The sequence below is a fragment of the Burkholderia sp. BCC1640 genome (assembly GCF_902833125.1).
In the GTDB taxonomy this organism is placed as follows: domain Bacteria; phylum Pseudomonadota; class Gammaproteobacteria; order Burkholderiales; family Burkholderiaceae; genus Burkholderia; species Burkholderia diffusa.
In genome coordinates this window covers 23,118-49,434 of sequence record NZ_CADFEF010000015.1, presented here as the reverse complement: position 1 = coordinate 49,434, position 26,317 = coordinate 23,118, and the positions used below count along the sequence as shown (strand labels likewise).

Genomic DNA, 26,317 nt, shown 5'->3' with positions numbered 1-26,317 from the left:
TCGGACGGGACCGTGCCGTCAGGCCTCGTCACACGTCACGCGTCGCGCTCTTCGCACGATGGTACACAGATACCGGCCGACACGACCGGTCACGGCCACGGCGGACGCACCGCGCGGCCCGAACGCGGATTCATCCGCGGTTACGCGTCAATTCTGCATTCGGCTCGCCGATTCCCTCTTCATCGGCAGGCAAACGGCATCGACCCGGTTACGTCTGACGATCCTTTACAGTCCGACAGCAACTCTGCCAGCGCATGCGCTGGCAGAATCGCGAACCGCTATCGACCGTCCCGAAGCGCCCGCCGGGCGGCCCGATGCGTGCCACATGTGCGCGGGGCATCGCTGGCGGTCCGCATCGCGCTGATTTATGATCGGCTCCGTATCGCGGAATCGCCGTCGCGGCGACGCACCGCATTGCGCCGCGCCCGGCATTCACCCCCAACGTCGAGCTCGTCACACCATGAGAAAAACAACGCCGCGCGCGCCCCTGCGCGTCGCCGCCGTCCTGGTGCCAGCCCTGCCGCTCGCGGGCTGCACGTCGCGCGGCGCACCGTCGTACGTCCTGTTCGGCGCGTATTTCCCGCTCTGGCTCGTCAGCGCGATCGTCGGCATCGTCGGCGCGATCGTCGCGCACCGCGTGTTCGTCGCGACCGGCTGGGCCGCCACGGTGCCCTACCAGCTCGCCGTCTGCACCGCGATCGGGCTCGTGGTCGCCGTGATCGTGTGGCTCGCCGGCACGGGGCCGTTCGCATGAAGGCCGCCGGCATCGCCCGCCCGTCCACGAAAGGCCGCGTGATCGCACTGGCGATCGTCGCGCTCGGCATCGCGGCGCTCGCGTACGCGTACCACCGCACGACGGCCTACCCGTCCACCGACGACGCGTCGATCGACGCCGACGTCGTGCACGTCGCGTCGCCCGTCGGCGGCCGCATCGTGCAGCTCGCGGTACACGAAAACCAGCGCGTCGCGAAAGGCGACCTGCTGTATGCAATCGATCCGGTGCCGTACCGGCTGACGGTCGCGCAGGCGCAGGCCGATCTCGAGCTCGCGCGTGCGTCGCTCGACACGCGCCGCCGGTCGCTGATCGGCGAGCGCTCGAACGCGACCGTGGCCGCCGAGCAGGTCAAGCGCGCGACGCAGAATCACGATCTTGCGACGCGCGACGTGAACCGGCTCGCGCCGCTCGCCGCGCAGGGCTACGTCAGCGCGCAGCAGTTCGACCAGGCGAAGGTCCGGCAGCGCGACGCGGCCGTGTCGCTCGCGCAGGCGCAGGAACAGCAGCGCTCGTCCGCGCAGACGATCGGCGACGACGCCGACGCGATCGCCACGCTCCATGCGCGCGAAGCCGCGCTCGCCCGCGCGCAGCACGCGCTCGACGATACGGTCGTACGCGCGCCGCACGACGGGCTCGTGACGGGCCTGACCGTGCTCGCCGGCGAAACCCTCGCGCCGAACCAGTCGATCTTCACGCTGATCGATGCGAGCGAATGGTTCGCCGTCGGAAATTTCCGCGAAACGTCGTTGAACCGCATCGCGGTCGGCGACTGCGCGACGGTCTATTCGATGATCGACCGCAGCCGCCCGCTGACGGGCAAGGTCGTCGGCATCGGCGCCGGCATCGCGGACAGCGATCGCATCAACCTGCCGCGCACGCTGCCGATCGTGCAGCGCTCGGTGAACTGGGTGCACGTCGCGCAGCGCTTCCCGGTGCGCGTGAAGCTCGACGAACCCGACGGCAAGCTCGTGCGTGTCGGCGCGAGCGCGATCGTCGAGGTCCGGCATGGCTCAGCCTGCCGCTGAAGTCCGCTCGCCCGGCCCGCGCGAAGTCCTGCGACTGCTCGCGCCGTTTCCGGGGCGCGCCGCGATGGCCGTGCGGGTCGCGCTGATCTGCGCGCTCGTCGTGCTCGTGACGAGCGGCTACGGCACGCCGGAAGCCGCGATCTCCGCCTACGTGGTGTTCTTCCTGAATCGCGCCGACCGCGTGACGAGCGTCGTGCTCGCGGTCGCGATGCTGCTGCTCGTCACGGTCGTGATCGCGCTCGTGATCGGCGTCGCGATCTTCAGCATCGAATATTCGGTGCTGCGCGTCGCGTGCATGGCCGTGCTGTCGGTCGGACTCCTGTATCTCACGTCGGCCAGCAAGCTGCGCCCGGTCGGCGCGATCCTCGCGATGATCGTCGGCTTCGGGCTCGACGAGCTCGGCCTCGCGCCGGTCGGCGAAGCCGCGACGCGCGCACTGCTCTACGCATGGCTGATGGTCGCGATTCCGGTCGGCGTCGCGATCGTCGTCAACCTGCTGATCGCGCCGTCGCCGCGCAAGCTCGCGCTCGCGCAGCTCGCGAAACGGCTGCGGCTCGCCGCGCGGCGGCTGCGCGGCGACGAGGACGCACGCACGGCCTTCGACGCGAGCCTGCGCGAAGGCGACAAGCAATTGCTCACGTGGCTCAAGCTGTCGACGCTCGAAGGCTCGACGCGAGCCGCGGATGCACCGGCGCTACGACAGGCCATCGCATCGAGCACCGCACTGCTCGTCGCGGTCGCGCTCGCCGACCGGGAACCGGACGCGCGGCTGCCCACCGCATTCGCGGAACCGGCCGCGGCGACGCTCGACGAAATGGCCGGCATCCTCGATCAGGGCGGCTATCCGGTCGACGTGACGCTCGCACTGCCGCCGGCCGATACGCTGCCGCCGCTCGCGCGCGTCGTCGCAACCGACCTGCACGCGGCCGTCACGCATTTCGCCGAGCCGACCGCTCCGGCTACACCGGCCGCGGCACCGACCCACGCATCCGCTTCGCCGACGAACGCGCCCGCCGCACCGCCCGCGCCACGCGGCGGCTTCTTCCTGCCGGACGCCCGCACCAACCCCGACCACATCCGCTACGCACTGAAGACGACCGTCGCGGCGATGTTCTGCTACCTGCTGTATTCGCAGCTCGACTGGTCGGGCATCCACACCTGCTTCATCACCTGCTACATGGTGTCGCTCGGCTCGACGGCCGAAACGGTCGAGAAACTCACGCTGCGGATCGCCGGCTGCATCGTCGGCGCGCTGATCGGGACCGCGGCGCTCGTGTTCGTCGTGCCGGCGCTGTCGTCGATCGGCGAGCTGATGGCCCTCGTGTTCGTCGGCGCGTGGCTGTCCGCGTGGGTCGCCTTCGGTTCGCCGCGCATCGCGTACGCGGGCTTCCAGGTCGCATTCGCGTTCTTCCTGTGCGTGATCCAGGGCGCAGGCCCCGGCTTCGACCTCACGCTCGCGCGCGATCGCACGATCGGCATCCTGCTCGGCAACGTCGTCGTGTATCTCGTGTTCACGCGCATCTGGCCCGTCAGCATCGGCAAGCAGATCGATGTCGCGTTCGCGGCGCTGCTCGACCAGTGGCGCCGTATCGCGCAGGTCGTGCAGCCGGCCGAACGCCGCACGCTCGCCGCTGAAGCCTTCGCGCGCCACGGCGCGATCGCGCAGGAACTCGGGCTGATCCATTACGAACCGTCGTGGGTGCGCCCCGCCGCCGCGTGGCTCGCGACCCGGCGACGCGCACTTGCGGAACTCGGCGCGCTCGAAGGCCCGCTGTTCCTGCTCGCCGAACGCACGCCAGGCGATGCGGCGATCGGCGCGCGGCTCGCGCGCGTGGTCGAACTGCGCGACGGCGACCCGATTGCCGACGCCGCTTCGGCGCCACCGTCGTCGACGGCAGGCGCAGCAATCGCGCCGGCCGCCACCTCCACTGATCCTGCACGCGACGCGCTGCTCAACCTGATCGACACGCGGCTCGCGCACATCGCCGACGCCGCGCGTCCAGCCCCCCCGAAGGAGTCTGCCCCTCATGCGCGTCCCTGAACCGCCGGCCGCGCCGATCGCCGCCACCGTGCTCGCGACCGCCATCGCGCTGACCGGTTGCGCCACGTCGTCGGTCGACCTGGCGCCGGAGGCACCCGACCGCCCGTGGCAGCCGCAAACGTCGGCCGCCGGCGACATCGTGCCGGCCCCGCCGCTCGCTTCCGCTCAACGCGCGCCGCACGACTACACGCTGCCGGCCTCGCCCGCGCTCGCGTCGGTGTCGCCGCCCGCCGCGCTCGACACCGCGCATCCGTACACGCTGCCCGAGCTGATCGATCTCGCCGAATCGACGAACCCGCTGACCCGCATCGCATGGAACGACGCGCGCAACGCCGCGCTCGCGGTCGGCATCGCGAAGGCTGCGTACCTGCCGAACCTGTCCGCGACCGCGATGGGCGCGTACCAGACGAGCCACGGCTCGACGTCGACGCTCCTCGGCGACGCGTCGAGCAACACGACCGTGCACGGCACGATCTCGGCGCTGTCGCTGCAATGGCTGCTGTTCGATTTCGGCGGCCGCGCGGCGCGCGTCGAGGCGGCCGAGCAGGCGTCGGTCGCGTCGAACGTCGCGTTCACGGCCGTGCACCAGCAGGTGATTCACGACGTGACCGTCGCCTATTACCGCTACGAAGCCGCCCGCTCGCGCGCGGCCAGCGCGCAGCAGGGCCTGGTGAACGCCGACGCGATCCTCGCGGCGTCGCGCGCGCGGCTCAGGCAAGGCGTCGGCACCGTCGTCGAACTCGCGCAGGCAACGCAGAATCGTGCGCAGGCAAATCTCGCGCTCGTGCAGGCGAACGGCGCGGAAAGCGACGGCTACCTCGCGCTGGTTTCCGCGCTCGGCATCTCGCCGCTGTCGAAGCCGTCGATCGCCGCGCTTCCCAAGCGTCCGCTGCCGCCCGCGCTCGCTTCGTCGGTCGACGCGATCGTGTCGGACGCGATCGCGCGCCGCCCCGACCTGCAGGGCGCGTATGCGCTCGAGCAGGCCAACCGCGCGAAAATCAAGGCCGCGCAAGCCGCGTTCATGCCGAAAATTTTCCTGTCGGCGTCGACGTCGTATGCGAGCGGCGGCACGGCGATCACCGCGCTGCCCGCGATCGGCGACCAGGCGCCGACCGTGAACCTGAACGGCAGCCGCTACGGCGGCGGCGTGTTCCTCGGCGTGACGATACCGTTGTACGACGGCGGCCTGCGCTCGGCGGTGCTGATGCAGGCGCGCAACGATGCGCAAAGCGCATCCGCACGCCTCACGCGGACCAAGGAGGAAGCCGTCCGCCAGGTCGTCGCCGCGCAGAACGCGGTGCAGACGAGCCTCGCGTCGCACGACGCGGCCAAGGCGCTCGTCGATGCCGCGCAGACGAGCTACGACGCGGCCCTGACCGCGTACCGCAACGGCGTCGGCTCGGTCACCGATGCGACGATCGCGCAAAGCCAGCTGCTCGCGGCCCGCAACGCGGAGGTCGACAGCTATGCCGGCGCGCTGTCGGCTGCCGCCGCGCTCGCGCTCGCGACGGGGACGATCGGCGCGTCGCAATGACCGTCGCCGTGACGCACCGGCCGTTCGCGGCCGGCCGCCGGACGGGTTGACGCCTGCGCGGGCGGGCCACTAGAATGCCGCCCATTCTTCCTTCAGGAACCATCGTGGACAGTTGCAGCACTCCGTTGCGTGCGCCGCTTGCCGCCTGAACGCCTGTCCGACGCAGTTCTCCTGCCGCGGCTCGCGTTCCGCGAGCCCGCACGCCCCCCGTTTCACACTGAATGACGCATTCGCGCGGTACAGTACCGCGCGATGACGGCCATCGTGCCGCGTTCGGCCTCGCGCCGCCGCGACGCGGGCCGGCATGCGCACTTGGCACGGCAGGACAAACATGACTCTCGATTTCGCACTCCGTCTTTTCACTGCGTTCGCCTGCGGCGTCGCGATCGGCCTCGAACGCCAGATGCGGCAACGCACGGCGGGCCTGCGCACGATCACGCTCGTCGCGAGCGGCGCCTGCCTGTTCGTCACGCTCGGCGTGCTGACCGGCAACGGCGTGGCCGGCGTCACGCAGATCGCCGCTTACGTCGTGTCGGGCGTCGGCTTTCTCGGCGGCGGCGTGATCATGCGCGACAAGGGCTCGATCCAGGGCATCAACACGGCCGCGACGCTGTGGTGCTCGGCCGCCGTCGGCGTGCTGGCCGGCTCCGGTCACTTCGTTCCGGCGCTGGCCGGCACGGGCGTCGTGCTGCTCACCAACACGGTGCTGCGCGGCGTCAGCCAGGCGATCAACGCGACCCCCGTGTCGAACGCCGACCTCGTGCGCGAATACCAGATCACCGTGATCTGCCTGGCCGACGACGAAGTGCACATCCGCACGCTGCTGTCGAACGCGATGTATGCGAAGCCGCTGTCGTTCCAGAGCCTGACGAGCGAGGACGTGCCCGAGCAGCCGGACCGCCTGAAGGTGACCGCGACGCTGAAGCTGCACCCGAAGGATCAGCAGAAGCTCGAGCAGATCGCGAGCCGGATGAGCATGGAGAAGAGCATTTCCAGCGTGAGCTGGACCGCGAAGGAAGCGGAGCCGATGATGGAGTGAGCGGCGGCCGCCGACGCGACACGACCGCCCCGCCGCCAGCGCCGGGTCAGGGTGTATCGATGAGTCCGGCCGCGATCGCCTTGACGACCGCCTGGACCTTGTTGGTCGCGCCGAGTTTCTCGAGGATGTTGTTCACGTGGAAGTTGACCGTGCGCTCCGAGATGCAGAGGATCTGGCCGATCTCGCACGCGGTCTTCCCTTCGGCCGTCCAGCACAGCACCTCGCGCTCGCGCGCGGTCAGCGTGACGCTCGACTCGGGCGACAGCTTCGGCACCATGAAGCGGCTCATCAGCGAATGCGACAGGTTCGCGAGCCAGTTGGTCTGCAGCGTCAGCATGTTGATCTCGGCCGGCGTGAGCCGGTCCGCATGACGCGCGATGCTCAACAGCCCGAATGCGCCGCGCGCCGCCCAGCTCGACTGCGCGACGCCCACCGACAGCCCGAAATCGCGCGCGTCCTGCCACAGCGGGCACGGATCGATCCGGTCGACGTCCGGCCAGACGATCATGTTGGTGCTGAGCGCGCCGTCGCGAACCGTCGAATCGATCTCGATGTAGTTCTGCGCCTGATAGTGCGCCATCCAGCCGTCCGGATAAGTATTGAAGATCGCGACGGCCGGCTTCGACACCGGCAGCGGCACGCGAATGCCGTAACAGCAATATTCGAAGCCGAGGCGTTTAGAATAAGCGGCGATCCGCTGGAAGAGCTGCTGCTCGTCTTCCGCGGCGCTGAATTGTTGGTAGGCATCCTGCCAGCGCAGTTCCATTCGTTCTCCGACAACGTTACGCTGTCATACCTGTCAGGTGCCAGCACCGGTTCGGGGCTGATACATTCCGCGCATGACTTCACCTTTGTTGCATCCGGTCCGCGGCCCGTCTCCGGACGGCTACGTGCGCCTGTCCGAAAGTGCACTGGCCGGGCTCGTGCTCGACCACGTCGCAAGCGGCCTCGATGCATCGCTGCTCGCGGAACTGCGCGACAGCGCCATCGACGCGCGCCTGGCCGGCTATACCGAATGGCATCGCCCGGCCAGTGCCGGCGTCGCATACCTGACGGTCGGCTGGGACTGGTATCTCGAGCGCGCGACGGGCGCGTTCGTGATCGCGGGCGGCGACGTTCGCAGCAACATCATGGCCGTCGATGCCACCGGCGCCGACCTCGGCATGTTTCGCACCGCCGCCGTGCTCGCCGCGCGGCTCGTACACGTCGACTGGCCGGCCGCGGTCGCGTCGTCGCTGCTCGGTCGCAACGACGCCTATCATGCCGGTCCCACGCTCCAGTGACAACCGGCCGCGCTTTCCTCTGACATTTCCGCAAGACTGGCGCTCTTTATAAGCAAAAGCCGCCCGTATTTCAATCCCGCCGATCAAGAAACCGATACCACCGGTCGAATGGTATCGGCCTCCCCTCACCCTGTAAGAGTTACCAGTTACCGCCCCCTCGGGACGCGCGATGTAATGCGTGCATACCAAAGTACAGATCCGAGGACACCATGCGGACCTTCGTTCACGAGGAAGGGCGGTTGCCACACGAACTTGCAGCGGATCTCGGGCGCTATCGGCGCCGCGTGTTCGTCGAGCAGCTCGGTTGGGCGCTTCCGTCGGCGAACGAAAGTTTCGAACGCGACCAGTTCGATCGCGACGATACCGTCTACGTGTTCGCGAGAAACGCTGGCGGCGAAGTGTGCGGATGTGCGCGCCTGTTGCCGACCACGCGCCCGTATCTGCTGAAGTCGCTGTTCGCCGACCTGATCGCCGACGACGTCGCGCTGCCGCAATCGGCAGCCGTCTGGGAGCTGTCGCGGTTCGCGGCGACCGGCGACGAAGGCGGTCCGGGCAATGCCGAGTGGGCCGTCCGCCCGATGCTCGCCGCGGTCGTCGAATGCGCGGCGCAACTGGGCGCGCGGCAGCTGATCGGCGTGACGTTCGCGAGCATGGAAAGGCTGTTCCGCCGGATCGGCGTGCACGCGCACCGGGCAGGTCCCCCGAAACCGGTGGACGGTCGTCTGGTTGTCGCGTGCTGGATCGATATCGATCCGCAAACGTTTGCCGCACTTGGAATCGAGCCGGGACGGGCCACCCGGCAGGCCATCGCCGCCTGAGCCGGAACGCGCGTAGTCCGGCCGGGCGGCATCGTAACGAAGGAGAACCACGTGGACCAGTCTCAGGTCTTTCGCGCGATGATGCCCGGGTTGACGGGTGCCGGCGGCGCCCGCATCGCAGTCACCTACCCGTCGTTTCCGCGGCCGCTTCCGCTCGTGCGGCTCGATCGCCACGGGCTCGTGTTCCGGGCGGCCGGCGCCGCACCGCTCGTGTGCGGGTTGCCGCGCGCGGCGACGCTGCTGGTTGCGGACGAGCCGCTCTGCTCGCTGCGCCTCGTGATCCGCGACGTCGCTGCTGTCGGCGACGGCCGGCACGACCTGACGATGCAGCCGTCCGGGGCCGCCGGCGACGAACTGCTGTGGCACGCGCTGCGCGACCGCGAACCATACCGGCAGATCGGGCAGCCGCTTGCGCCCGTCGATGCGGCCATGGCGCCGAACGGCGAGCCCCAGGCCGTCGGCGGCGCCGCGCAGCGTCCGTCGCGCAGTGCGGCGTTCCGTCTGCGCTGCCACAGCGATGCGCTGTTCTTCGCCGACTGGCTCGAATATCACTTCGATGAGCTGCGCGCGCTGTCGCAACGGCACGGGCCGCAATTGCAACTCAAGCAGCTGCAGCGGCAAGTCACCGACGATGAGGTGGGCGTGCGCTTCGTCTACGACATCGACGGACACACGACGCGGCACGCGCTGACCGACTGCGCGCGAGAGGCCTGCGCGTGGATCGAGACGGAAATGCGCGACAAGTACGCGGTGCCGGTCGCGCAGGAGCGGTTCGGCGCGTTTGCCGCGCACGCGCGGGCGGGCGGAATGTGAATGCGCCGGCGGCTTCGCGGTTACGCGAAGGCCGCCGCACCGAGGGACGTCGTTTTTTCGGCAGGACACTGCGGGATACCCGCAAGGGCTGTATGGCGCGCCACTCCACCCTTGTCGGGAAGGCCCGGCAGCGCTGCGTTGCACAATTACAACTAGGGCTTGCCAGCCCTCGGGTTTTCCCTTAAAGTTACATCCGTCTCCTCCATGTCTCCAAACATGGATTCAGCCCGCTCCAGTAGCGGGCTTTTTCTTGCCTGCGTGATTTATGAGGGCCGCATCAAAGCGCCCTATCATCCGCTACCAGTACGCGCGGGCCTACCCCAGCGGCTTACCATCGGCGAACGGCTTACATATAGCCGATGTCGTCATGCACGCCCACCGGTGTATTGCCCGTCCACCGTGACGCGTTCGAGATGTCTGGATGCACGCGCATGCGCCGCCGCGCACAGCTTCATGCGAGTGGGCGTCATTCAATCTGTATTGGATGCATCCAGACAGGCGTTCGAGGACGCGGGCGGCTACCGGATCGCGCTGCAGAACGCGGAGTGGCGCTGACGGGCGCAGATGCCCGGGCCGTTATGTGCTGACGTGGCCGTCGAGACGAACGGACGTTGCGTGCTTGACGAACACCACATGCTGCCGCAAGGCATGTCCCCTCGGCAACGCAGGATGATCGAAATCGCGCAAGGGCTGTGGCGCCATCCCGAGCCGCTGCGCCACGTGCCGCGATCGCAAGTTGGCGGCGGCCGTCCACGCGAAGATTTCGCCGAGCCCGATCCGGCCGAATCCGTCGGCCAATACCGCGGCGGCCGCTTCGCCAACATGGCCATGCCCCCACGATGATCGGGCCTGGCGCCATATGATCTCGACACACGGCGCCATCGGGTGCTCGTCGCGAACTTCGCGCGACAAACCGCAGAGCCCGATCAACGCGCCATCCGCACGACGCTCGATCGCCCACACACCGAAACCGTGCGCATCGAAATGCGCTTCGAAGCGCACGATGGTGGCCGCCGCCTCATCGACGGACATCGGGCCACGCGCGAGCCACGCGGTCACATCGGGATCCGCATGCATCGCAGCCAGCGCACCGGCATCGTCCGGTCGCCAGCGACGCAAAGTCAAACGTTCGGTTTCAATCTTCACTGGCCGGTTCAACCGAGATCGGGATATGCAGGAGGCACGGGATGCGCCGGGCCGTGCGCACGCAATTCTCGCAGCGAAAGAACACGCCCGAAGGCGCAGCGGCGAGACGAGTCAATCACGAGCGCCACCTGCGCCGGCAAGGAACGTCGACGGCCGCAAGAACCGGCGACAGGAATTGAATGCAGCGCGACGCGTCGTCCCGCCCGTCGTTCGCCGAACGAGCGCACGACGCCCGCGCGCAGGCGCCAGCGCGTCGAATGCGATTACTCGTTTTCCTCGAAGTAATGCCCAAACTTCGCCTGCTTGGTCCGGATGTAACGCTCGTTTTCCTCGCGCACGGGTACCGCGAGCGCCACGCGTTCGCAGACGGGAATGCCGTGCTTCACGAGCGTATCGAATTTCTTCGGGTTGTTGCTCATCAGTCGCACCGACGTCACGCCGAGGATCCGGAGGATCGCTGCGGCCGAGTCGTATTCGCGGGCGTCGTCGGGCAAGCCGAGGTCGAGATTTGCCTCGACGGTGTCGCGCCCCTGCTCCTGCAACGCGTATGCACGGATCTTGTTGCTCAGGCCGATGCCGCGCCCTTCGTGGCCGCGCAAATAAAGCAGCACGCCGCGGTCTTCCGCCGCGATGTAACGCAGCGCGAGGTCGAGTTGCTCGCCGCAATCGCAGCGGTAGGAACCGAACACGTCGCCGGTCAGGCATTCGGAATGAAGCCGCGTCAGCACGGACTGTTCGCCGGTGACGTCACCCATCACGAGCGCGAGATGTTCGGCATCGCTGCCCGATACGCGGAAGGCGTACGACGTGAACGTACCGTAGCGCGTGGGCAGCGACGCCGTGGCGACGAGCGTCACGCACTCGTCGGCCTGGCCATTGCCCGGCGTGGGCGATTGGGGACGCGAAGACATCATGAATTCAATCGAAACGATCAGGAATGTAGGAATTGTGTGGATGGTGCGTTACCGGAGTTTACCGCTAATCTGGAAACGTCACGCGACTGCCGCAACGGGCCCGGCTATACTGGGCCCGTCGGGTGCCGCGCATCACGCCCTGCCTTCCCTGCATCGTCCCGCACACGGAGAAAGCAAATGAGCACGACTGTCGCGCAAATTCTCAAAGCCAAGCCGGATTCCGGCCGCACGATCTACACCGTCACGAAAGCCGATTTCGTCTATGACGCCATCAAGCTGATGGCGGAAAAGGGAATCGGCGCATTGCTGGTCATGGACGGCGACGACATCGCGGGCATCGTCACCGAGCGCGATTACGCGCGCAAGGTCGTGCTGCAGGACCGTTCGTCGAAGGCCACCCGCGTCGAGGAAATCATGACGGCCAAGGTGCGCTACGTCGAGCCGTCGCAATCCACCGACGAGTGCATGGCGCTGATGACCGAACACCGGATGCGCCACCTGCCCGTCCTGCAGGACGGCAAGCTCATCGGCCTGATCTCGATCGGCGACCTCGTGAAGAGTGTGATTGCCGACCAGCAATTCACGATCAGCCAGCTCGAACACTACATCCACGGCACACCGACGGTCACGTCCGCCTGACCCATCCCAGCAAAAAAGGCCCAAACGCGCGAGCGTCTGGGCGGAAAAGCCGCCGGAATGCGGCGACGGAGGTTCTGCTCTGCTGACGCGGACGCGCGCGAGTGGCGCGCGCCCCGTCGGTCACATGCTATGCGCGGGCAGACCCGGGGATATTCAGTTGCCGAAGTAGACCGAGTTCACGGGATTCGGGGCTTCACGCGTCATGCGGCGGCCCGACTGGCCTGCGCCCGTCGCCACCGCACCATAGCCGCTCGTGTCGGCTTGGGCGAGCATCGGCTGATTCGGCTGGCTCCGTTGTTCTGCGGCCTGGATGTTCTGCGGATATTGCGCGTCGCTCGCGAGCGGCTTGTAGCCGTTCTGTTCGAGTTGCACGAGTTCGGCCCGGACCTGATCGCGGGTCAAGCCCTGCTCGGACTGCGCGAACGATGCGATCGGGGCGGCAAGGACGGATGCAGCGATCGCTGCGTAGATGATCGACTTCATGATGGACCTCCGAAATATGTTCTCTTTTGGCGTCGCTTCCGGCTGGACTGTCTGAAGCGATGGATCAAGTGTAGTGCTCGCGATACCAAGGGGAAACCCTTGGTTTGAACATACAGCGTTGCATTTTCGGAAAAAATAGACCGGTGCCCTCGCGCAAGATCGCGATTACTTCAATCATTTCCACAACAATTCCTGACGAAAAGCCGACAGCCTGATCACCGACCCGGAAGGTTGTGTTGTAGAATCGAAAGGTTTTATTCGCCTGTCGATACCCCATTCACCATGCACGCGCCCACGCCTCTTTCGGTTTCGCCGTCCGGCCCGTCCGGCGTGCGTGCGCGCGCCGGCCACCCGGCGCACCCCTGCCTTCGACGCACGGCCCAGGCACCGCTCGCCCCTGCCCGGCGCCTGATCTGACAGCACGGCCTCCTCCCGGAGCCAGGTCAGACAGGCTCCGGGCGATCCCCATAGGCACGCCACGCCTGCCCCATGCCGATCATTTGGAGAACTGCCATGAAACAACGCCTTTATCAGTTGACCGAACTCGACGTCGCTCGTCTCGAGAAGCACGCCGAACACAACCCGCGCTTCCAGACGATGCTCGACACGCTGCTCGAGCGCGCGGACATCGTGCAGCCCGACGCCATCAAGTCGAACGTCGTCACGATGAACTCGCAGATCACACTGCTCGACGAAGCGTCCCAGGAACAGGCCACCTGGACGATTGTTTATCCGGATGCAGCCAATCTCGAACTCGGGCGCCTGAACGTGTTCTCGCCGGTCGGCATGGCGCTGCTGGGCACGCAACGCGGCCAGCTGGTGAAGGTGCTGCAGCCGAGCGGCGCTGAAAAGCTGATGAAGGTCGCGGCGATCGTGTTTCAACCGGAAGCCAACGGCGAATACACGCGCTGATCCACGGATCAAGCGCAACACCTGCGCGGAATGCAAAAAGCGAGGCCTGTGCCTCGCTTTTTTGCATCCCAACGATCCGGATTATCGTCATCGTATTTCACATGCGAAAAAAAGGCGCCCGAAGGCGCCTTTTTCGATGCTGCGTAGCTGGTTACCCAGCCGTCACGCTTAGAAGCGGTGACGCAGACCAACCGTTGCTGCGGTTTGGTTGATCGACGAGCTTGCCGGCGTCGTGTTGTCGCCGTTGTAGATCGACGTGCCGATCGCGTTGCCCTTCGCACCACGCTGGTACACAGCTTGTGCGTACACGTCCGTGCGCTTCGACAGCGAGTAGTCAGCTTGCACGCCGAACTGGTTCCAGTGCGAGCTGCCACCGTCGACCTTCGTGTTCGTGTACGTGTAAGCTGCGCCCAGGCCGAGAGCCGGCGTCAGGTTGTACTTTGCGTTGACTTCGTAGTTGTCCGTGCGGAACGCGCCGGTCAGGCCCGGGACGTTATCGATACGCGATTGCGTCCATGCAGCACCGACTTGTGCCGGGCCGAATGCGTAGCCAGCACCAGCACCGTACGTACGGATACGGCCTTGCGAAGCGATGTTCGTCGCGCCGTTGGCGTTGGTACCGTCACCGAGGTTGGCTTGCGAGTACGCTGCACCCAGCTTCAGGCCTTGGAACTGGTACGACAGACCGCCGCTGTAAGCACGGTTGTTGCCGAAGTTCTGGTTGTTCGAGAACGAGTACGTGCCGCCGAACTGCAGGCCAGCGTAGTTAGCGCTCGTGAACTTGACCGAGTTGTTCAGTGCGACGTCGCCGTTCGTGCTCAGGCGGTCGTTGTTGCCGCGGTGCGCGAAGTACGTGCCGCCCCACGTGCCTGTTGCCGTCAGCGGCGCCAGGTAGTCTTGCGTTGCGTCGTACTGCTTGCCCAGCGTGACCGTGCCGTATTGGCTCGACAGGCCAACGAATGCTTGACGGTTGAACATGCCGCCGTTGTTGCCCAGCTTGCCGTTACCGATGCCGAAGCCGCTTTCCAACGTGAAGATTGCCTTCAGGCCGCCACCGAGGTCTTCCGAGCCACGCAGGCCGAAACGGCTCTGGTCGATGCCCGAGCCCATCGACCACAGCGACTTGCCGTTGACGTTGCTTTGGTAGGTGATGCCTGCGTCCAGCACGCCGTACAGCGTGACGCTGCTTTGCGCGTGAGCGACGGTAGCGAACGATGCTGCAGCTGCTGCAACGATCAGAGTCTTGTTCATTCGTGGAGCTCCCTTCTAAAAAGAGGCAGGTCTCGCGACCTTGTTCATAAACGGTCTGCAACCGCCCGGGAGCGCCATCGGTCCTTCTGGCCGCGCCCGGATAGTTGCCCGTTTGGGAACCGTGAGTTTAGGGGTGTACCCTAGGGGCGCGATCTGCAAATAAAGAAATAAGCTTTTCCAGAACTAGAAATAATGAAAGCGGGCTCACCTTATAAGTATTTGTTTTAACGTATTTTTTTGACTGATTGACGGATGCTTTTTGGAGGCTTTCATCGCACCATTCTTTCATGTCATCGTCTTGACGGTTGCATAGAAACAACAAACGGAATCGATGGAACCACGCAAAACCGGTAATTTTTACCCGAATCAGTCTCAAATATTGGGCCTACCCGCCTAAAACGCTGCGACCGAACTGTAAACACGCGGCGGTCCAACAGGGACGGCAACGGCTGCCCGCAGGTCGTCGTGACATGCGGTAACAGCCTTAACGCCCCGCGTAACCCGGCCCCGCGACCAGCCAGCTAACGTAAGGCAGCCCGAATACCTATTAGATAGAGGACTCGCCATGAATCGACGCTCGCTGTTGCGCGCCATCGGACTGACCGCCGCCGTCGCCGCCACCGGCGGTTGGCTGCGCACCGCCTCGGCCCAACCCGCACCGCCCGGGTATCGGCCTCCCGGGCCGCCTCCAGGCCCCGGCAGGCCGCCTTATTCCGATCGCCCGGGCTTCGCGCCGCCCGCACTGCGACATGATCGCCGGCCACCGCCGCCGCGGCCGCATGGCTATATCTGGACCGACGGCTACTGGCGCTGGCAGCGCGGTCGCTATATATGGGTGCCCGGACGCTGGGTCGCTCGTCGCCCCGGGCGCAGGTGGGTGCCTGGATACTGGCGTCGCCAGGGGCGAGTGTGGGTCTACGTCGACGGCACCTGGCGATAAGTCGCCCGCGCCGGCCATCGGCCGGCGCAGTGCCGCTGCTTCCACGGCCTTGTCGATCGACACGTCGCGCCGTCCTGCATACGAATCGACCGACCGACCAAGCGGAGGCGGATCGCCCCGCCACGACAGTTCATATCCGTCATACGCCGATCGCCGCGCGTGCGTCGGCCCCTTCGCGACGCCGCATGCGGGAGCAATTCGCTCAAGACATTCGGATAACGAAATCATCTGATGCTGCCGCAACACACGCATACAGTCGCGGATCGCCACACGCCCGCACTCCGCTCAACGCCCGTTGCTCTCCAGCTCGCATGCGCGGCGACGTGCGGCGCATATCGCACGATGATGTTCGTCGGCCCAACGAATCATCGCGTCCATCGGCGTCAGGAACGAACGCCCGAGGTCCGTCAGCGCATATTCGACGCGCGGCGGCACCTCGGCATACAGCGTGCGGCTGACGAAGCCGTCCTGCTCGAGCCGCTTGAGCGTGCGCGACAGCATCTGCTTCGATACGTCGCCGATCGCGCGGGCGAGTTCATTGAAACGCATCGTGCCGCCGGACAGCGCCTCGAGCACGAGCAGGCTCCATTGGTCGCCGATGCGATCAAGCACATCGCGGATCGGGCACGGCTGATCGAGTTCGACAGATTCGTCGGCGGACGTAAACGGCATGACGGGATTCTCTTTCACGGGCGATGCACGGTCACCGCGGCGTGACCTGCTCACTCCGCGGTGACTTCTTGTGACGGGTTCGCGGCAACTGTACCATTCGATCGACCCGATGGCCGCACGGATTTTCAAGTTCTGCGAAGCATACGGATGCGCACAGTCGGCACTCCTTCGCCCGCCGATGATGACGATCGGCGTCATCCGCGGTCGCGCACCGTGCGCCCACCCACGAACCCCCAGACAAGGAACCCGCCACATGTCACCGCTCCGCTCCCCCGTCCGCGCCGTTGCCGCGTTCGTCCTGCTTGTCGCATCGACCGCCGCGCCGGCCGCCGGTCATGTCACGCGCGACCTGGCCGCCGAGGAAGCCAACCGCCAGCTCGTGCTGACGTTCTACGACCGCTTCTTCAACAAGCACGAAGCGGTCGAGGCTGCCGCCGTCGTCGCCGACGACTACAAGCAGCACAACCCGCACGTGCCCGACGGCAAGAAGCCGTTCGTGTCGTACTTCGTCGGCGCGTTTCAGAAGAACCCCGAATCACGCGCGCAGATCGTCCGCAGCTCGACCGATGGCGACCTCGTCTATCTGCATGTGCATGCGACCGAGCGGCCGGGCGATCGCGGCGACGCGGTGGTCGACATCTTCCGCGTGAAGGACGGCAAGATCGTCGAGCACTGGGACGTGATCCAGTCGGTGCCCGAAAAGACCGCGAACGCGAACACGATGTTCTGATCGGGCGGGCCGTGGACCGATGCTCGGCCGACCTCGCGACACGACGCTGCCCGACACGCGCAAACGCCCCTACATCGGGCTTCGCCGCCACGCCCGTCCGACCTCGCCAGGGCCGTCGTCCGCTTGCGCGCGGCCGCGCACGGCTCGAGCCCGGCCGCGCGCATCAGGCGACGTCAAGCGCGAGCACCTGCCCGGTCGTCAGCACGTCGCCGAACGTGTCCGACAGCGCTGCCAGCGTGGCGCGGTGAAGGTCGCGGTGCGGCACCGTGCCGCCGTCCGCGACATCGAGGTCGCGCGTCGCGCACGCGTCGTCGACGACCATCACCGCGTAGCCGAGCGGCACGGCATCGCGGGCCGCGCCGGCGACGCACGCATGCGTCATCAGCCCGGTGACGATCAGCGTGTCGATGCCGGCCGCCTTCAGGCGCGCGTCGAGGTCCGTCGTCGGAAACACGCTCACCGACGTCTTCTTCACGACCGCGTGATGCGGCGCCGGCTGCAGGTCCGCATGAAAGCGGAAGCCGTCGCTGCCGTCGGCGAAGAGCGGGCCGCCGGCAGCGCCGACGTGCTGGACGTGGAATACCGGGATGCCGGCGCGATCGGCGAACGCGATCACGCGTCGCGCATTGCCCAGCGCGCGCGGCCCTTCCGGAATCGGCAGGCGGCCGCTGAAATATTCGTTCTGGAAATCGATCACCAGCAGCGCGGTGCGGGCGGCGTCGATCGACGTCGGCGCGCTCGCGCCGGCCAGGGTACGGATGGTCGGATGTTGCATGGGTCGCTCTCTACTCAAGGTTGGCACATCGAACGAAACGGCGGCCCGGCAAGGCCCGCGCCACCGCACGCAGCCTTGCGGCAGGTCGCCACCGTGCGTGGGCTGGCCTGCCGTGACCGCGAGGCGCCAGTGTCGTGCCGTGCGGCCCCGCGCGACAGCGGCCCGCAGGACAACGTCCGACAGGATCGGGCCAACCTGCACACAGCCGTCTGCGACAACGCGGCCGCGCGTCCTCAGCGCACCATCATCACGAAGCTGAGCGGGAAGCCCGAGCCGCCGATCCACAACAGCCCGGTCTCGCCGAATACGGGCAGCAGGTTCGTGAGCGGCTCGCCCGAAAACTGCCGGCTGACGGTCAAGGCCCCGAACGCGCGACAATGCGCAGACGCGCCCACTCGCTTCTCCCCCACCGCGCCGCGTCCCCGCGGCTAGTCCGTTTGGATGGCACGAAGCGCAAGGTTTATTGCCATCATGGCCGTCATTCGTCGCACGCCGCATGCCGCATCGAACGGCGCCGCGCACGCTCGCGCCCCCGCCACGGAGACATCATGAACGCCCCCGTCCTCGGCCCCGTCGACCAGATCGGCTATGTGGTCGCCGATCTCGACCGCAGCATCGCGCGCTGGCGCGCCCGCCACGACGCGGGCCCGTGGACCGTGTTCCGCGACGTGCGTCTCGACGGCCGCTACCTCGGTGAAGCTGTGACGGTCACGATGGATGTCGGGCTCGCGTATCTCGGCGACGTGCAGATCGAACTGATCCACGTGACGAACGATGCGCCGTCGCCATACCGCGACGCGCACGGGCAACCGCTCGCGGGCCTGCATCACGTCGCATGGGTGATCGACGATCTCGATGCCGCGGTGGCGCGGCTCACGTCGCGCGGCCTGCGCGTCGTGTTCGAAGCGCGCAATCCGGCCACGCGCGTCACCTACCTCGACGACGCCGACGATCCCGGCGTGCGCGTCGAAGTGATCGAAGGCGCCGGCATGCGCGACATGATCGCGCGCGGCATCGCCGAAGCACGCGCATGGGATGGCGCCGATCCGGTCCGCATCATCGACGCGCCGGCCGCCGCATGAGCGGGCTCGTGCGTCCCCCTTCACTCACTGGAGCAACACGATGAAACGACTCGAAGGCAAGGTGGCGCTGATCACGGGCGGTGCCCGCGGCCAGGGCGAGGCGGAGGCACGCCGGTTCGTCGCCGAAGGCGCACGCGTGGTGATCGCCGACGTGCTGGACGACGCCGGCCAACGCGTCGCGGCCGAACTCGGCGACGCCGCACGCTACCAGCATCTCGACGTGACGAACGAAGACGACTGGCACACCGCCGTTCACGCGACGCTCGCGCACTTCGGCCGGCTGGACGTCCTCGTGAACAATGCGGCGATCCTGAAGCTCGTGCCGATCGAGTCCTGTTCGCTCGACGACTATCGCAGGGTGATCGACGTGAACCAGGTCGGCTGCTGGCTCGGCATGAAATCGGCATTGGCCGCGCTGAAGGACGCGGGCGGCGGCTCGATCGTCAACGTGTCGTCGACGGCCGGGATGGAAGGCGTGGCCGGCGGCAGCGCGTATGTGTCGAGCAAGTTCGCCGTGCGCGGGATGACGAAGGCCGCCGCGCTCGAGTTCGGCCGCTATGGAATCCGCGTGAACTCGGTCCATCCGGGCGGCATCGACACCGTGATGGCACGCCCGCCGGAATACGCCGATTTCGACCCGTCGTCGATCTACAGCGGGCTGCCGATCGCGCGCATCGGCAAACCCGACGAAGTGGCGAGCCTCGTGCTGTTTCTCGCGTCCGACGAATCCGCGTATTGCACGGGCTCGGAATTCATCGTCGACGGCGGAATGCTCGCGGGCAGCACGTTCCACTGATCCGCGGCGGGGTCGACGGGCAGGTCCGGCCGCCCATCCGCACCGACCAGCTCGCGTCCGAAAACGACCATGCCGCCGGCGGCTTCCCCGCGCCGCGGCACGATGATTTCCGAAACGAAGCAGCCAACGATGCGGCGCTCAATACCCCTTCGGCTGGATCGCCGGCGCGCCGACAGCACGCGCCGCCTGCCCGCGGCCGCGCACCAGGAAGCGTCCGTTCGGACCGTACACGCCGTCCGCTTCCGGATGCACCGTCAGCAGCACGAAATACAGCAATCCGCCGACCAGCAACGACACCGGCACGCTGAGATCGAGCCCGCCCGCCAGGGCGCCGAGCGGCCCGACGAACTGGCCCGGCAGATTCACGAACGACAGCCCGATGAACGCCGCCGGCAGCCACGCGCCCATCGCGCGCAGGTTCCAGCCGCGCGTGAACCAGTAGTGGCCGCCGCGCAGCCCGCGATTGAATACCTGCAGGTCGTCGGCGAGATAGAAGCCGCGACGCGTCACGTAGCCGATCACCATGATCGCCATCCACGGGCAGCTGAACGTGTCGATCAGCGTCGAGAACGTCGCGACGCTTTCGACGAGGTTGAACCAGAAACGCCCGACGAAGATGAACGCGATCGCGATCGTGCCGATCAGCAGCGTCGCACGCACACGGTTCAGGATGCGCGGAAACATGCTCGACACGTCGAGGCCCGTGCCGTACAGCGCGGTCGTGCCGGTCGACATCCCGCCGATGATCGCGATCAGGCACATCGGCAGCAGGAACCAACGCGGCGACACGGCGAGCAGCCCGCCGACGTAGTCGTTCGACGCGATGAACGCGGGCGCCTTCGACGCGATGATCGTCGCGGTCGCGAGGCCGAAGAAGAACGGCACGAAGGTCGCGATCTGCGCGGCAAACACTGCGCCCATCACGTGCCGCTTCGGCGTCTGTTGCGGGATGTAGCGCGCCCAGTCGCCGAGCGTCGACGCGAACGACACCGGGTTGCTCAACGCGACCAGCACCGCGCCGACGAACGCGGCCCAGAAACCCGCACTGCCCTGGCCCAGCGTGCCCGCGTAGTTCATGTCGAACATCCCCGCGAATGCGAACAGGCCGGCGACGAACAACAGGCTCGCCGCCCACACGGCGATCTTGTTGACCCACAGCATGAAGCGAAAGCCGTAGACGCAGACGATCAGCACGAGCACCGCGAACACCATGTACGCGGCGCCGAGCGTGAAGCCGTTGACCGGCACGCCGACCATGTTGTGCGCGCCGCCGACGAGCGCGTCGCCGGAACTCCACACCGCGAGCGAGAAGAACGCGATCGACGTGAGCAGCGCGAGAAACGAACCGACGATCCGGCCGTGGATGCCGAAATGCGCGCCGGACGACACGGGGTCGCTCGTACCGTTGCGCGGACCGAACAGGCTCATCGGCGCGAGGATGCAGGTGCCGGCGAGCACGCCGAGCACGATCGCGCATACGCCCGCCTTGAACGACAGCCCGACCAGCACGGGGAAGCTGCCGAGCACCGACGTGGAAAACGTATTGCAGCCGCCGAACAGCAACCGGAACAGATCGATCGGACGTGCATAGCGCGATGCGTCGGGAATCCGCTCGAAACCGAACGATTCAACTTGCGTAATCCTGCCTTCAGCCATTTGTCTCCAACTCCTCTGGTGCATCGGTACGGCCTGCGACTTCGGCCATACGACACATCGTCATCAATTTGCGGCCACTCTAAACCGGATCGGGCGGCGCAAATATCACGCATTCAAGACGTTTACGACGAAGGAGAACAATGTTTCGCGGCCGGAAATCGGCCGCGTGCCGCGCCGCGCATGCGGTGCGGGCGATGCAAGGCAGGTACGACGGCGAAGCGCGGGGCCGCCGCCAGCAGACAGCGGAACCACAGCCCGGCGCTCACTCCTGCTGAACGGCGGGCAGACGCACCGCGCCCGCCCGCCGCGCGGCCCGGCGTGCTACTGCACCGATCGCGCGAGCGGCCCCGGTGCGGCCTGCGCCGTTCCCGCCGGCCAGCCGCCCGCGAGCGCCTTGTACAGCGCGACCGTCGACGCCGCGCTGCGCACCCGCCCGTCGGCCGCCGCGTCCTGCGCCTGCAGCAGCGTCCGCTGCGCGTCGAGCACTTCGTAATAGTCGATCGCGCCCGCCGAGAAGCGCGTCTGCGCGAGCTGCGCCGCGCGTGCGCTGTCGTCCGCCGCCCGCACGAGGTGGGCGGTCTCGTCCCGCGTGCGGGCGACACGCAGCAGCGCGTTCTCGGTTTCCTCCAGTGCGCCGAGCACGGTCTGACGGTATTGCGCGAGCTGGCCGGCCGCCTCAGCGTCGCTCGCCGCGATCCGCGCGCGCACGCGGCCGACGTCGAGGAACGACCAGTCGACGCCGAGCGCGATCAGGTTCGTGTCACTGCCCGCACGGAAGAACCCATAGCTGCTCGTCGCGCTGCCGAGCAGCCCCGACAGCGTGAAGCGCGGAAACAAGTCGGCCGTCGCGACGCCGACCCGCGCGGTCGCCGCATGCAGCCGCGCCTCGGCGGCCGCGACGTCGGGGCGCCTGCGCAGCAGGTCGCCCGGCGTGCCGGGATCGATGTCGACGGCAAGCGCCGGCAGCGGCACTGGCGTGCCTTTCGATGCGTCGGCGTTCGGCACGTCGAACCGGCCGATCAGCGCATCCGGCGTCTGTCCGGTCAACACCGCGAGCCGGTGCTCGTCGACGCCGATCGCCGCTTCGTACACGGCGATCCGCGACGTCGTCGATTCGAACTGCGCGCGCGCCCGCGCCGCATCGAGTTCGGAACCGCGCCCCGCGCCGACGCGCGCATTGATCAGCGCGAGCGTCTGCTTCTGGTTGTCGGCGTTCTCGCGTGCGATCCGCAGCCGCTCCTGCGAGCCGCGCAGATCCACGTACGTGCTCGCGACCTCGCCCGCGATCGCGACACGCACCGCGCGTACGTCGGCCGCGCTCGCGGCCGTTTCCGCGCGCTGCGACTCGATCGACCGGCGCACGCGGCCGAACAGGTCCAGTTCCCACGCCGCGTTGATCCCGACATTGGAGATCGGCGTATCGCGCTGGCTGCGCGGCGCGCCGAACGCCTGGTCCTTGCTCATCAGCTGGTGGCCGATCCGGCCGCTCGCGGTAATCGTCGGATAGCGGTCGAACGTGGCCTGCGACAGCAGCGCGTTCGATGCGTCGTAGCGCGATACGGCGACCTGCAGGTCCTGGTTCGCCGCGAGCGCCGCGTCGATCAACTGCGTGAGCGCCGGGTCGCCGAAGCCGCGCCAGAATGTGGCATCGGCAGCCGCCGACGCATCAGGCGACGACGCATCCTGCGTGGCCGGATGCGCGTCGCGTGCGAAGCGCGCGGCAGCCGCGGTGTCGGGCCGTTTGAAGTCGGGGCCGACCGCGCACGCGGCAAGCGTCACCGACATCGCGAGCGCGGAAAGACGGAAAGCGGCGCTCATCGGTTTTCTCCTTCGAGGGTGCCATGCTGTTCGCTCCACACGGCCGGCGTGCCGCCCGCGAGCTTGCGGATCGCCACATAGAACACGGGCGTGAGGAACAGCCCGAACAACGTGACGCCAAGCATCCCCGCGAACACGGTGACGCCGGTGGCCGCGCGCACCTCGCTGCCCGCGCCGCTGCCGACCAGCAGCGGCACCGAGCCCGCGATGAACGCGACCGACGTCATCACGATCGGCCGCAACCGCAGCCTGCACGCCTCCAACGCCGCGTCGATCACGCCCTTGCCCTGGATTTCGAGCTCGCGCGCAAACTCGACGATCAGGATCGCGTTCTTGCACGCGAGACCCATCAGCACGACGAGACCGACCTGCACGAACACGTTGTTGTCGCCGCCGGACAGCCATACGCCGAACAACGCCGCGCACATGCACACCGGCACGATCAGGATCACCGCGAGCGGCAGCGTCCAGCTTTCGTACAGCGACGCGAGCACCAGGAAAACGAGCATCACCGCGAGCGGAAACACGACGATCGCCGCGTTGCTCTGCGTGACCTGCTGGTAGCTGAGGTCGGTCCATTCGAGCGTGATGCCCGGCGGCAGCACGTCTTTCGCGATCTGCTGCAGCTTCGCGATCGCCTGCGACGACGACATCGCCTTCGGGTCCGCGTCGCCGATCAGGTCCGCGGCCGGATAGCCGTTGTAGCGGACGACCGGATCCGGGCCGTACGCGGGTGCGACCGTCACCATCGAGCCGATCGGCACCATCTCGCCTTTCGCGTTGCGCGTGCGCAGGTTCGCGATGTCGGCGGCCGTCTGCCGGTGACCGGCATCGGCCTGCGCCATCACGCGGTACACGCGGCCGAATGCATTGAAGTCGTTCACGTACATCGAGCCCAGATAGACCTGCAGCGTGTTGAACAGATCGGTCAGCGCGACGCCCTGCGCCTTCGCCTTAAGCCGGTCGACCTTCACCTCGAGCTGCGGGATGTTCGCCTGGTACGCGCTGACGGGGTAGCTCATCCCCGGCGTCTTCGCGACCGCGGCCTGGAATGCCGTCAACGCTTTCTGCAATTCGCCGTAGCCGAGCCCGCCGCGATCCTCGAGATACAGCGAGTAGCCCGAACCGTTTCCGAGGCCCTGGATCGGCGGCGGCATCAGCGCATAGGTGATGCCGCCGCCGATTGCCGCGAAGCGCGCGTTCAGGTCCGCGTTGATCTGCGCGGCGCTGCGGTGACGCTGGTCGAACGGCTTCAGGATTACGTACGAGTTCGTGATGTTCGGTGTATTCACGCCCTGCAGCGCGTTCAGGCCGGCGAACGCCGGCACCATCTCGACGCCGTCGGTGCCGAGCGCGATCTTCGTCATCTGCTCGGTCACCGCGCTGGTGCGCGCGAGCGACGCGCCTTCCGGCAACTTCGCGCCGGCGAACAGATACAACTTGTCCTGCACGGGAATGAAGCCGCCCGGCACCGCGTTGAACAGCAGCGCGGTTGCCGCGAGCAGCGCCGCATAGACCGCGAACACCGCGCCGCGCCGCTTCAGCGTGCGCGCGACGACGCCGTGATAGCGACCGGAACTGCGCTCGAAGAAGCGGTTGAACGGATGAAACAGCCAGCCGAATGCGCGGTCGAGCGCACGCGTGAGCGCATCCTTCGGCGCGCCGTGCGGGCGCAGCAGTTTCGCGGCGAGCGCGGGTGACAGCGTGAGCGAATTGACGGCGGAAATCACCGTCGAGATCGCGATCGTCACCGCGAACTGCTTGTAGAACTGGCCGGTCACGCCCGACATGAACGCCATCGGCACGAACACCGCGCACAGCACGAGCGCGATCGCGACGATCGGCCCCGACACCTCGCGCATCGCCTGATGTGCAGCGTCGCGCGGGCTCAGCCCCTGTGCGATGTTGCGCTCGACGTTCTCGACCACCACGATCGCATCGTCGACGACGATCCCGATCGCGAGCACGAGCCCGAACAGCGTCAGCGTATTGATCGAATAGCCGAGCAGGTAGAGCCATGCGAACGTGCCGACCACCGACACCGGCACCGCGACGAGCGGAATGATCGACGCGCGCCAGGTCTGCAGGAACAGGATCACGACGAGCACGACCAGCACGACGGCCTCGATCAGCGTGTGCTGCACCGCGCGGATCGATTCGCGCACGAACACGGTCGGATCCCACACCGGGCGATACGCGATGCCCGGCGGGAAGCGCTTCGACAGCTCGTCGAGCTTTGCATACACGGACTTCGCGACGTCGAGCGCGTTCGCGCCCGGTGACAGGAAGATGCCGACCACGGCCGAATGCCGGTCGTTGAAATACGAGCGCAGCGTGTAGTCGCCCGCACCGAGCTCGATGCGCGCGACGTCGGACAGCTTCACGACCTGGCCGTCGTCGCCATTGCGCAGCACGATGTCGCCGAATTCCTGCACCGTGCGCAGCCGGCCGCGCACGTTGATCGACACGAGGAAATCGTTCTTCTTCGGCGTCGGCTCCGCACCCAGCTGGCCGGCCGATACCTGCACGTTCTGCTCGCGCACCGCGGCGATCACGTCGCTCGCGGTCAGCCCGCGCGATGCGAGCCGGTTCGGGTCGAGCCAGAGCCGCATCGCGTAATCGCCGGAGCCGTACACGCCGACGTCGCCGATGCCGGTCAGGCGCGACAGCTCGTCCTTCACGTTCAGCGTCAGGTAGTTGCGCAGATACAGCGAATCGCGGCTGTTGTCCGGCGAATAAAGGCTCACGTACATCAGCGGCGTCGGCGACTGCTTCTGCGTGGTCACGCCGTACTGGCGCACCTCGTCGGGCAGACGCGACAGCGCCTGGCTCACGCGGTTCTGCACGCGCACGGCGGCCGTGTCGGGATCGACGCCCTGCAGAAACGTGACGACGACCTGCAGGCTGCCGTCCGAGCCCGCGACCGACTTCATGTACATGATCCCTTCGACGCCGTTGATCGCTTCTTCCAGCGGCTCGGCGACCGATTCGGCGATTTCCTTCGGGTTCGCGCCAGGGTACGTCGCACGCACCACGACGCTCGGCGGCACGACTTCCGGATACTCGCCGGCCGGCAGCATCGGGATCGAGATCAGGCCGATCGCGAAGATGACGATCGACAGCACGACCGCGAAGATCGGCCGGTCGATGAAGAATCGGGAGAAATCCATCGCAG

25 protein-coding genes are annotated in these 26,317 nt (G+C 67.2%); 14 read left to right on the top strand and 11 right to left on the bottom strand.

Annotated elements, in window-relative coordinates:
• Positions 1 to 460: 460 nt before the first annotated feature.
• The 5 genes from HWX25_RS17680 to HWX25_RS17660 all read left to right on the top strand — a co-directional run bounded on the left by HWX25_RS17680 (position 461) and on the right by HWX25_RS17660 (position 6,414).
• Positions 461 to 754 (top strand): hypothetical protein, encoded by a 294-nt coding sequence (locus HWX25_RS17680; RefSeq protein WP_059819343.1) that lies wholly within the window; start codon positions 461 to 463, stop codon positions 752 to 754.
• Positions 751 to 1,800 carry a multidrug transporter subunit MdtN gene (gene mdtN / locus HWX25_RS17675; protein ID WP_175909417.1) on the top strand — a complete coding sequence of 350 codons (1,050 nt, stop codon included), beginning with the start codon at positions 751 to 753 and terminating at the stop codon, positions 1,798 to 1,800. Before HWX25_RS17680 ends, mdtN begins: the two co-directional genes overlap by 4 nt.
• Positions 1,781 to 3,841: an FUSC family protein gene (locus HWX25_RS17670; RefSeq protein WP_175909415.1), complete on the top strand. Its 2,061-nt coding sequence runs from the start codon at positions 1,781 to 1,783 to the stop codon at positions 3,839 to 3,841. Before mdtN ends, HWX25_RS17670 begins: the two co-directional genes overlap by 20 nt.
• Entirely contained in the window at positions 3,828 to 5,375 is a 1,548-nt protein-coding gene (locus HWX25_RS17665) for a TolC family protein (protein WP_059819346.1), read from the top strand. The genes HWX25_RS17670 and HWX25_RS17665 overlap by 14 nt, the downstream gene beginning before the upstream one ends.
• 331 nt (positions 5,376 to 5,706) lie before the next feature.
• The gene (locus tag HWX25_RS17660) at positions 5,707 to 6,414 is read left to right on the top strand and encodes an MgtC/SapB family protein (RefSeq protein ID WP_059526501.1); all 708 of its coding nucleotides are present in this window, start codon (positions 5,707 to 5,709) and stop codon (positions 6,412 to 6,414) included.
• Between the two features lie 46 nt (positions 6,415 to 6,460).
• Here the strand turns inward: HWX25_RS17660 and HWX25_RS17655 are convergent, their stop codons facing one another.
• Complete coding sequence (locus HWX25_RS17655) at positions 6,461 to 7,180, bottom strand: autoinducer binding domain-containing protein (RefSeq protein WP_175909412.1); 720 nt, start codon at positions 7,178 to 7,180, stop codon at positions 6,461 to 6,463.
• Positions 7,181 to 7,253: 73 nt separating this feature from the next.
• On the opposite strand from HWX25_RS17655, the gene HWX25_RS17650 reads away from it, so the two are divergent.
• From HWX25_RS17650 to HWX25_RS17640, 3 genes are all read left to right on the top strand, one after another.
• Complete coding sequence (locus HWX25_RS17650) at positions 7,254 to 7,697, top strand: DUF4902 domain-containing protein (RefSeq protein ID WP_175909410.1); 444 nt, start codon at positions 7,254 to 7,256, stop codon at positions 7,695 to 7,697.
• Positions 7,698 to 7,906: 209 nt separating this feature from the next.
• A complete protein-coding gene (locus HWX25_RS17645) occupies positions 7,907 to 8,515 on the top strand; it encodes an acyl-homoserine-lactone synthase (RefSeq protein ID WP_059526508.1) in 609 nt (202 codons plus the stop codon).
• Between the two features lie 51 nt (positions 8,516 to 8,566).
• Positions 8,567 to 9,328 (top strand): hypothetical protein, encoded by a 762-nt coding sequence (locus HWX25_RS17640; protein ID WP_175909408.1) that lies wholly within the window; start codon positions 8,567 to 8,569, stop codon positions 9,326 to 9,328.
• Between the two features lie 576 nt (positions 9,329 to 9,904).
• Here the strand turns inward: HWX25_RS17640 and HWX25_RS17635 are convergent.
• Together HWX25_RS17635 and ribA are read right to left on the bottom strand one after the other, a co-directional pair.
• A complete protein-coding gene (locus HWX25_RS17635; RefSeq protein WP_244138779.1) occupies positions 9,905 to 10,474 on the bottom strand; it encodes a GNAT family N-acetyltransferase in 570 nt (189 codons plus the stop codon).
• 263 nt (positions 10,475 to 10,737) lie between these two features.
• The gene (gene ribA, locus HWX25_RS17630) at positions 10,738 to 11,388 is read right to left on the bottom strand and encodes a GTP cyclohydrolase II (protein ID WP_059819351.1); all 651 of its coding nucleotides are present in this window, start codon (positions 11,386 to 11,388) and stop codon (positions 10,738 to 10,740) included.
• A 177-nt stretch (positions 11,389 to 11,565) separates the two neighbouring features.
• Between ribA and HWX25_RS17625 the strand changes: the two genes are divergently transcribed.
• Positions 11,566 to 12,027 carry a CBS domain-containing protein gene (locus tag HWX25_RS17625; protein WP_059468448.1) on the top strand — a complete coding sequence of 154 codons (462 nt, stop codon included), beginning with the start codon at positions 11,566 to 11,568 and terminating at the stop codon, positions 12,025 to 12,027.
• 153 nt (positions 12,028 to 12,180) lie between these two features.
• On the opposite strand, the gene HWX25_RS17620 is transcribed toward HWX25_RS17625, so the two are convergent.
• On the bottom strand, positions 12,181 to 12,510 hold the full coding sequence (locus HWX25_RS17620) for a DUF4148 domain-containing protein (protein WP_059526514.1): 330 nt from the start codon (positions 12,508 to 12,510) through the stop codon (positions 12,181 to 12,183).
• Between the two features lie 513 nt (positions 12,511 to 13,023).
• Here HWX25_RS17620 and HWX25_RS17615 point away from each other — a divergent pair.
• The gene (locus tag HWX25_RS17615) at positions 13,024 to 13,422 is read left to right on the top strand and encodes a GreA/GreB family elongation factor (protein ID WP_059526516.1); all 399 of its coding nucleotides are present in this window, start codon (positions 13,024 to 13,026) and stop codon (positions 13,420 to 13,422) included.
• Positions 13,423 to 13,590: 168 nt separating this feature from the next.
• Here the strand turns inward: HWX25_RS17615 and HWX25_RS17610 are convergent, their stop codons facing one another.
• Complete coding sequence (locus HWX25_RS17610; RefSeq protein ID WP_059698265.1) at positions 13,591 to 14,673, bottom strand: porin; 1,083 nt, start codon at positions 14,671 to 14,673, stop codon at positions 13,591 to 13,593.
• A gap of 565 nt (positions 14,674 to 15,238) precedes the next feature.
• On the opposite strand from HWX25_RS17610, the gene HWX25_RS17605 reads away from it, so the two are divergent.
• Positions 15,239 to 15,613 (top strand): YXWGXW repeat-containing protein, encoded by a 375-nt coding sequence (locus HWX25_RS17605; protein WP_082725381.1) that lies wholly within the window; start codon positions 15,239 to 15,241, stop codon positions 15,611 to 15,613.
• Positions 15,614 to 15,898: 285 nt separating this feature from the next.
• Here the strand turns inward: HWX25_RS17605 and HWX25_RS17600 are convergent, their stop codons facing one another.
• Positions 15,899 to 16,285 carry a helix-turn-helix domain-containing protein gene (locus tag HWX25_RS17600; protein WP_059526520.1) on the bottom strand — a complete coding sequence of 129 codons (387 nt, stop codon included), beginning with the start codon at positions 16,283 to 16,285 and terminating at the stop codon, positions 15,899 to 15,901.
• Between the two features lie 253 nt (positions 16,286 to 16,538).
• Between HWX25_RS17600 and HWX25_RS17595 the strand changes: the two genes are divergently transcribed.
• Complete coding sequence (locus HWX25_RS17595) at positions 16,539 to 17,015, top strand: nuclear transport factor 2 family protein (RefSeq protein WP_175909404.1); 477 nt, start codon at positions 16,539 to 16,541, stop codon at positions 17,013 to 17,015.
• Between the two features lie 163 nt (positions 17,016 to 17,178).
• Here HWX25_RS17595 and HWX25_RS17590 read toward each other — a convergent pair whose 3' ends face one another.
• Positions 17,179 to 17,790: a cysteine hydrolase family protein gene (locus HWX25_RS17590; RefSeq protein WP_175909402.1), complete on the bottom strand. Its 612-nt coding sequence runs from the start codon at positions 17,788 to 17,790 to the stop codon at positions 17,179 to 17,181.
• 233 nt (positions 17,791 to 18,023) lie between these two features.
• Positions 18,024 to 18,149 (bottom strand): hypothetical protein, encoded by a 126-nt coding sequence (locus HWX25_RS33740; protein WP_279610119.1) that lies wholly within the window; start codon positions 18,147 to 18,149, stop codon positions 18,024 to 18,026.
• 189 nt (positions 18,150 to 18,338) lie between these two features.
• Here HWX25_RS33740 and HWX25_RS17585 point away from each other — a divergent pair, with 189 nt between their 5' ends.
• Entirely contained in the window at positions 18,339 to 18,872 is a 534-nt protein-coding gene (locus HWX25_RS17585) for a VOC family protein (protein WP_175909400.1), read from the top strand.
• Positions 18,873 to 18,912: 40 nt separating this feature from the next.
• Positions 18,913 to 19,668, top strand: coding sequence for a glucose 1-dehydrogenase (locus HWX25_RS17580; RefSeq protein WP_059691849.1), 756 nt, complete (start codon positions 18,913 to 18,915; stop codon positions 19,666 to 19,668).
• A 138-nt stretch (positions 19,669 to 19,806) separates the two neighbouring features.
• On the opposite strand, the gene HWX25_RS17575 is transcribed toward HWX25_RS17580, so the two are convergent.
• The 3 genes from HWX25_RS17575 to HWX25_RS17565 form a co-directional block, all read right to left on the bottom strand.
• On the bottom strand, positions 19,807 to 21,324 hold the full coding sequence (locus HWX25_RS17575) for a cytosine permease (protein WP_244138778.1): 1,518 nt from the start codon (positions 21,322 to 21,324) through the stop codon (positions 19,807 to 19,809).
• A 321-nt stretch (positions 21,325 to 21,645) separates the two neighbouring features.
• Positions 21,646 to 23,142 (bottom strand): efflux transporter outer membrane subunit, encoded by a 1,497-nt coding sequence (locus HWX25_RS17570; RefSeq protein WP_175909396.1) that lies wholly within the window; start codon positions 23,140 to 23,142, stop codon positions 21,646 to 21,648.
• Positions 23,139 to 26,312 (bottom strand): multidrug efflux RND transporter permease subunit, encoded by a 3,174-nt coding sequence (locus HWX25_RS17565; RefSeq protein ID WP_175909394.1) that lies wholly within the window; start codon positions 26,310 to 26,312, stop codon positions 23,139 to 23,141. The genes HWX25_RS17570 and HWX25_RS17565 overlap by 4 nt, the downstream gene beginning before the upstream one ends.
• Between the last annotated feature and the right edge of the window lie 5 nt (positions 26,313 to 26,317).

Excerpts from the sequence above, each read along its gene's own strand:
- HWX25_RS17665 (WP_059819346.1), top strand. The coding sequence starts at position 3,828 with ATGCGCGTCCCTGAACCGCCGGCCGCGCCGATCGCCGCCACCGTGCTC.
- HWX25_RS17625 (WP_059468448.1), top strand. The coding sequence starts at position 11,566 with ATGAGCACGACTGTCGCGCAAATTCTCAAAGCCAAGCCGGATTCCGGC.
- HWX25_RS17610 (WP_059698265.1), bottom strand. The coding sequence starts at position 14,673 with ATGAACAAGACTCTGATCGTTGCAGCAGCTGCAGCATCGTTCGCTACC.
- HWX25_RS17600 (WP_059526520.1), bottom strand. The coding sequence starts at position 16,285 with ATGCCGTTTACGTCCGCCGACGAATCTGTCGAACTCGATCAGCCGTGC.
- HWX25_RS17620 (WP_059526514.1), bottom strand. The coding sequence starts at position 12,510 with ATGAAGTCGATCATCTACGCAGCGATCGCTGCATCCGTCCTTGCCGCC.
- HWX25_RS17680 (WP_059819343.1), top strand. The coding sequence starts at position 461 with ATGAGAAAAACAACGCCGCGCGCGCCCCTGCGCGTCGCCGCCGTCCTG.
- HWX25_RS17595 (WP_175909404.1), top strand. The coding sequence starts at position 16,539 with ATGTCACCGCTCCGCTCCCCCGTCCGCGCCGTTGCCGCGTTCGTCCTG.
- ribA (WP_059819351.1), bottom strand. The coding sequence starts at position 11,388 with ATGATGTCTTCGCGTCCCCAATCGCCCACGCCGGGCAATGGCCAGGCC.
- HWX25_RS17660 (WP_059526501.1), top strand. The coding sequence starts at position 5,707 with ATGACTCTCGATTTCGCACTCCGTCTTTTCACTGCGTTCGCCTGCGGC.
- HWX25_RS17645 (WP_059526508.1), top strand. The coding sequence starts at position 7,907 with ATGCGGACCTTCGTTCACGAGGAAGGGCGGTTGCCACACGAACTTGCA.
- HWX25_RS17615 (WP_059526516.1), top strand. The coding sequence starts at position 13,024 with ATGAAACAACGCCTTTATCAGTTGACCGAACTCGACGTCGCTCGTCTC.
- mdtN (WP_175909417.1), top strand. The coding sequence starts at position 751 with ATGAAGGCCGCCGGCATCGCCCGCCCGTCCACGAAAGGCCGCGTGATC.
- HWX25_RS17570 (WP_175909396.1), bottom strand. The coding sequence starts at position 23,142 with ATGAGCGCCGCTTTCCGTCTTTCCGCGCTCGCGATGTCGGTGACGCTT.
- HWX25_RS17650 (WP_175909410.1), top strand. The coding sequence starts at position 7,254 with ATGACTTCACCTTTGTTGCATCCGGTCCGCGGCCCGTCTCCGGACGGC.
- HWX25_RS17605 (WP_082725381.1), top strand. The coding sequence starts at position 15,239 with ATGAATCGACGCTCGCTGTTGCGCGCCATCGGACTGACCGCCGCCGTC.
- HWX25_RS17585 (WP_175909400.1), top strand. The coding sequence starts at position 18,339 with ATGAACGCCCCCGTCCTCGGCCCCGTCGACCAGATCGGCTATGTGGTC.
- HWX25_RS17575 (WP_244138778.1), bottom strand. The coding sequence starts at position 21,324 with ATGGCTGAAGGCAGGATTACGCAAGTTGAATCGTTCGGTTTCGAGCGG.
- HWX25_RS17590 (WP_175909402.1), bottom strand. The coding sequence starts at position 17,790 with ATGCAACATCCGACCATCCGTACCCTGGCCGGCGCGAGCGCGCCGACG.
- HWX25_RS17670 (WP_175909415.1), top strand. The coding sequence starts at position 1,781 with ATGGCTCAGCCTGCCGCTGAAGTCCGCTCGCCCGGCCCGCGCGAAGTC.
- HWX25_RS17565 (WP_175909394.1), bottom strand. The coding sequence starts at position 26,312 with ATGGATTTCTCCCGATTCTTCATCGACCGGCCGATCTTCGCGGTCGTG.
- HWX25_RS17655 (WP_175909412.1), bottom strand. The coding sequence starts at position 7,180 with ATGGAACTGCGCTGGCAGGATGCCTACCAACAATTCAGCGCCGCGGAA.
- HWX25_RS17580 (WP_059691849.1), top strand. The coding sequence starts at position 18,913 with ATGAAACGACTCGAAGGCAAGGTGGCGCTGATCACGGGCGGTGCCCGC.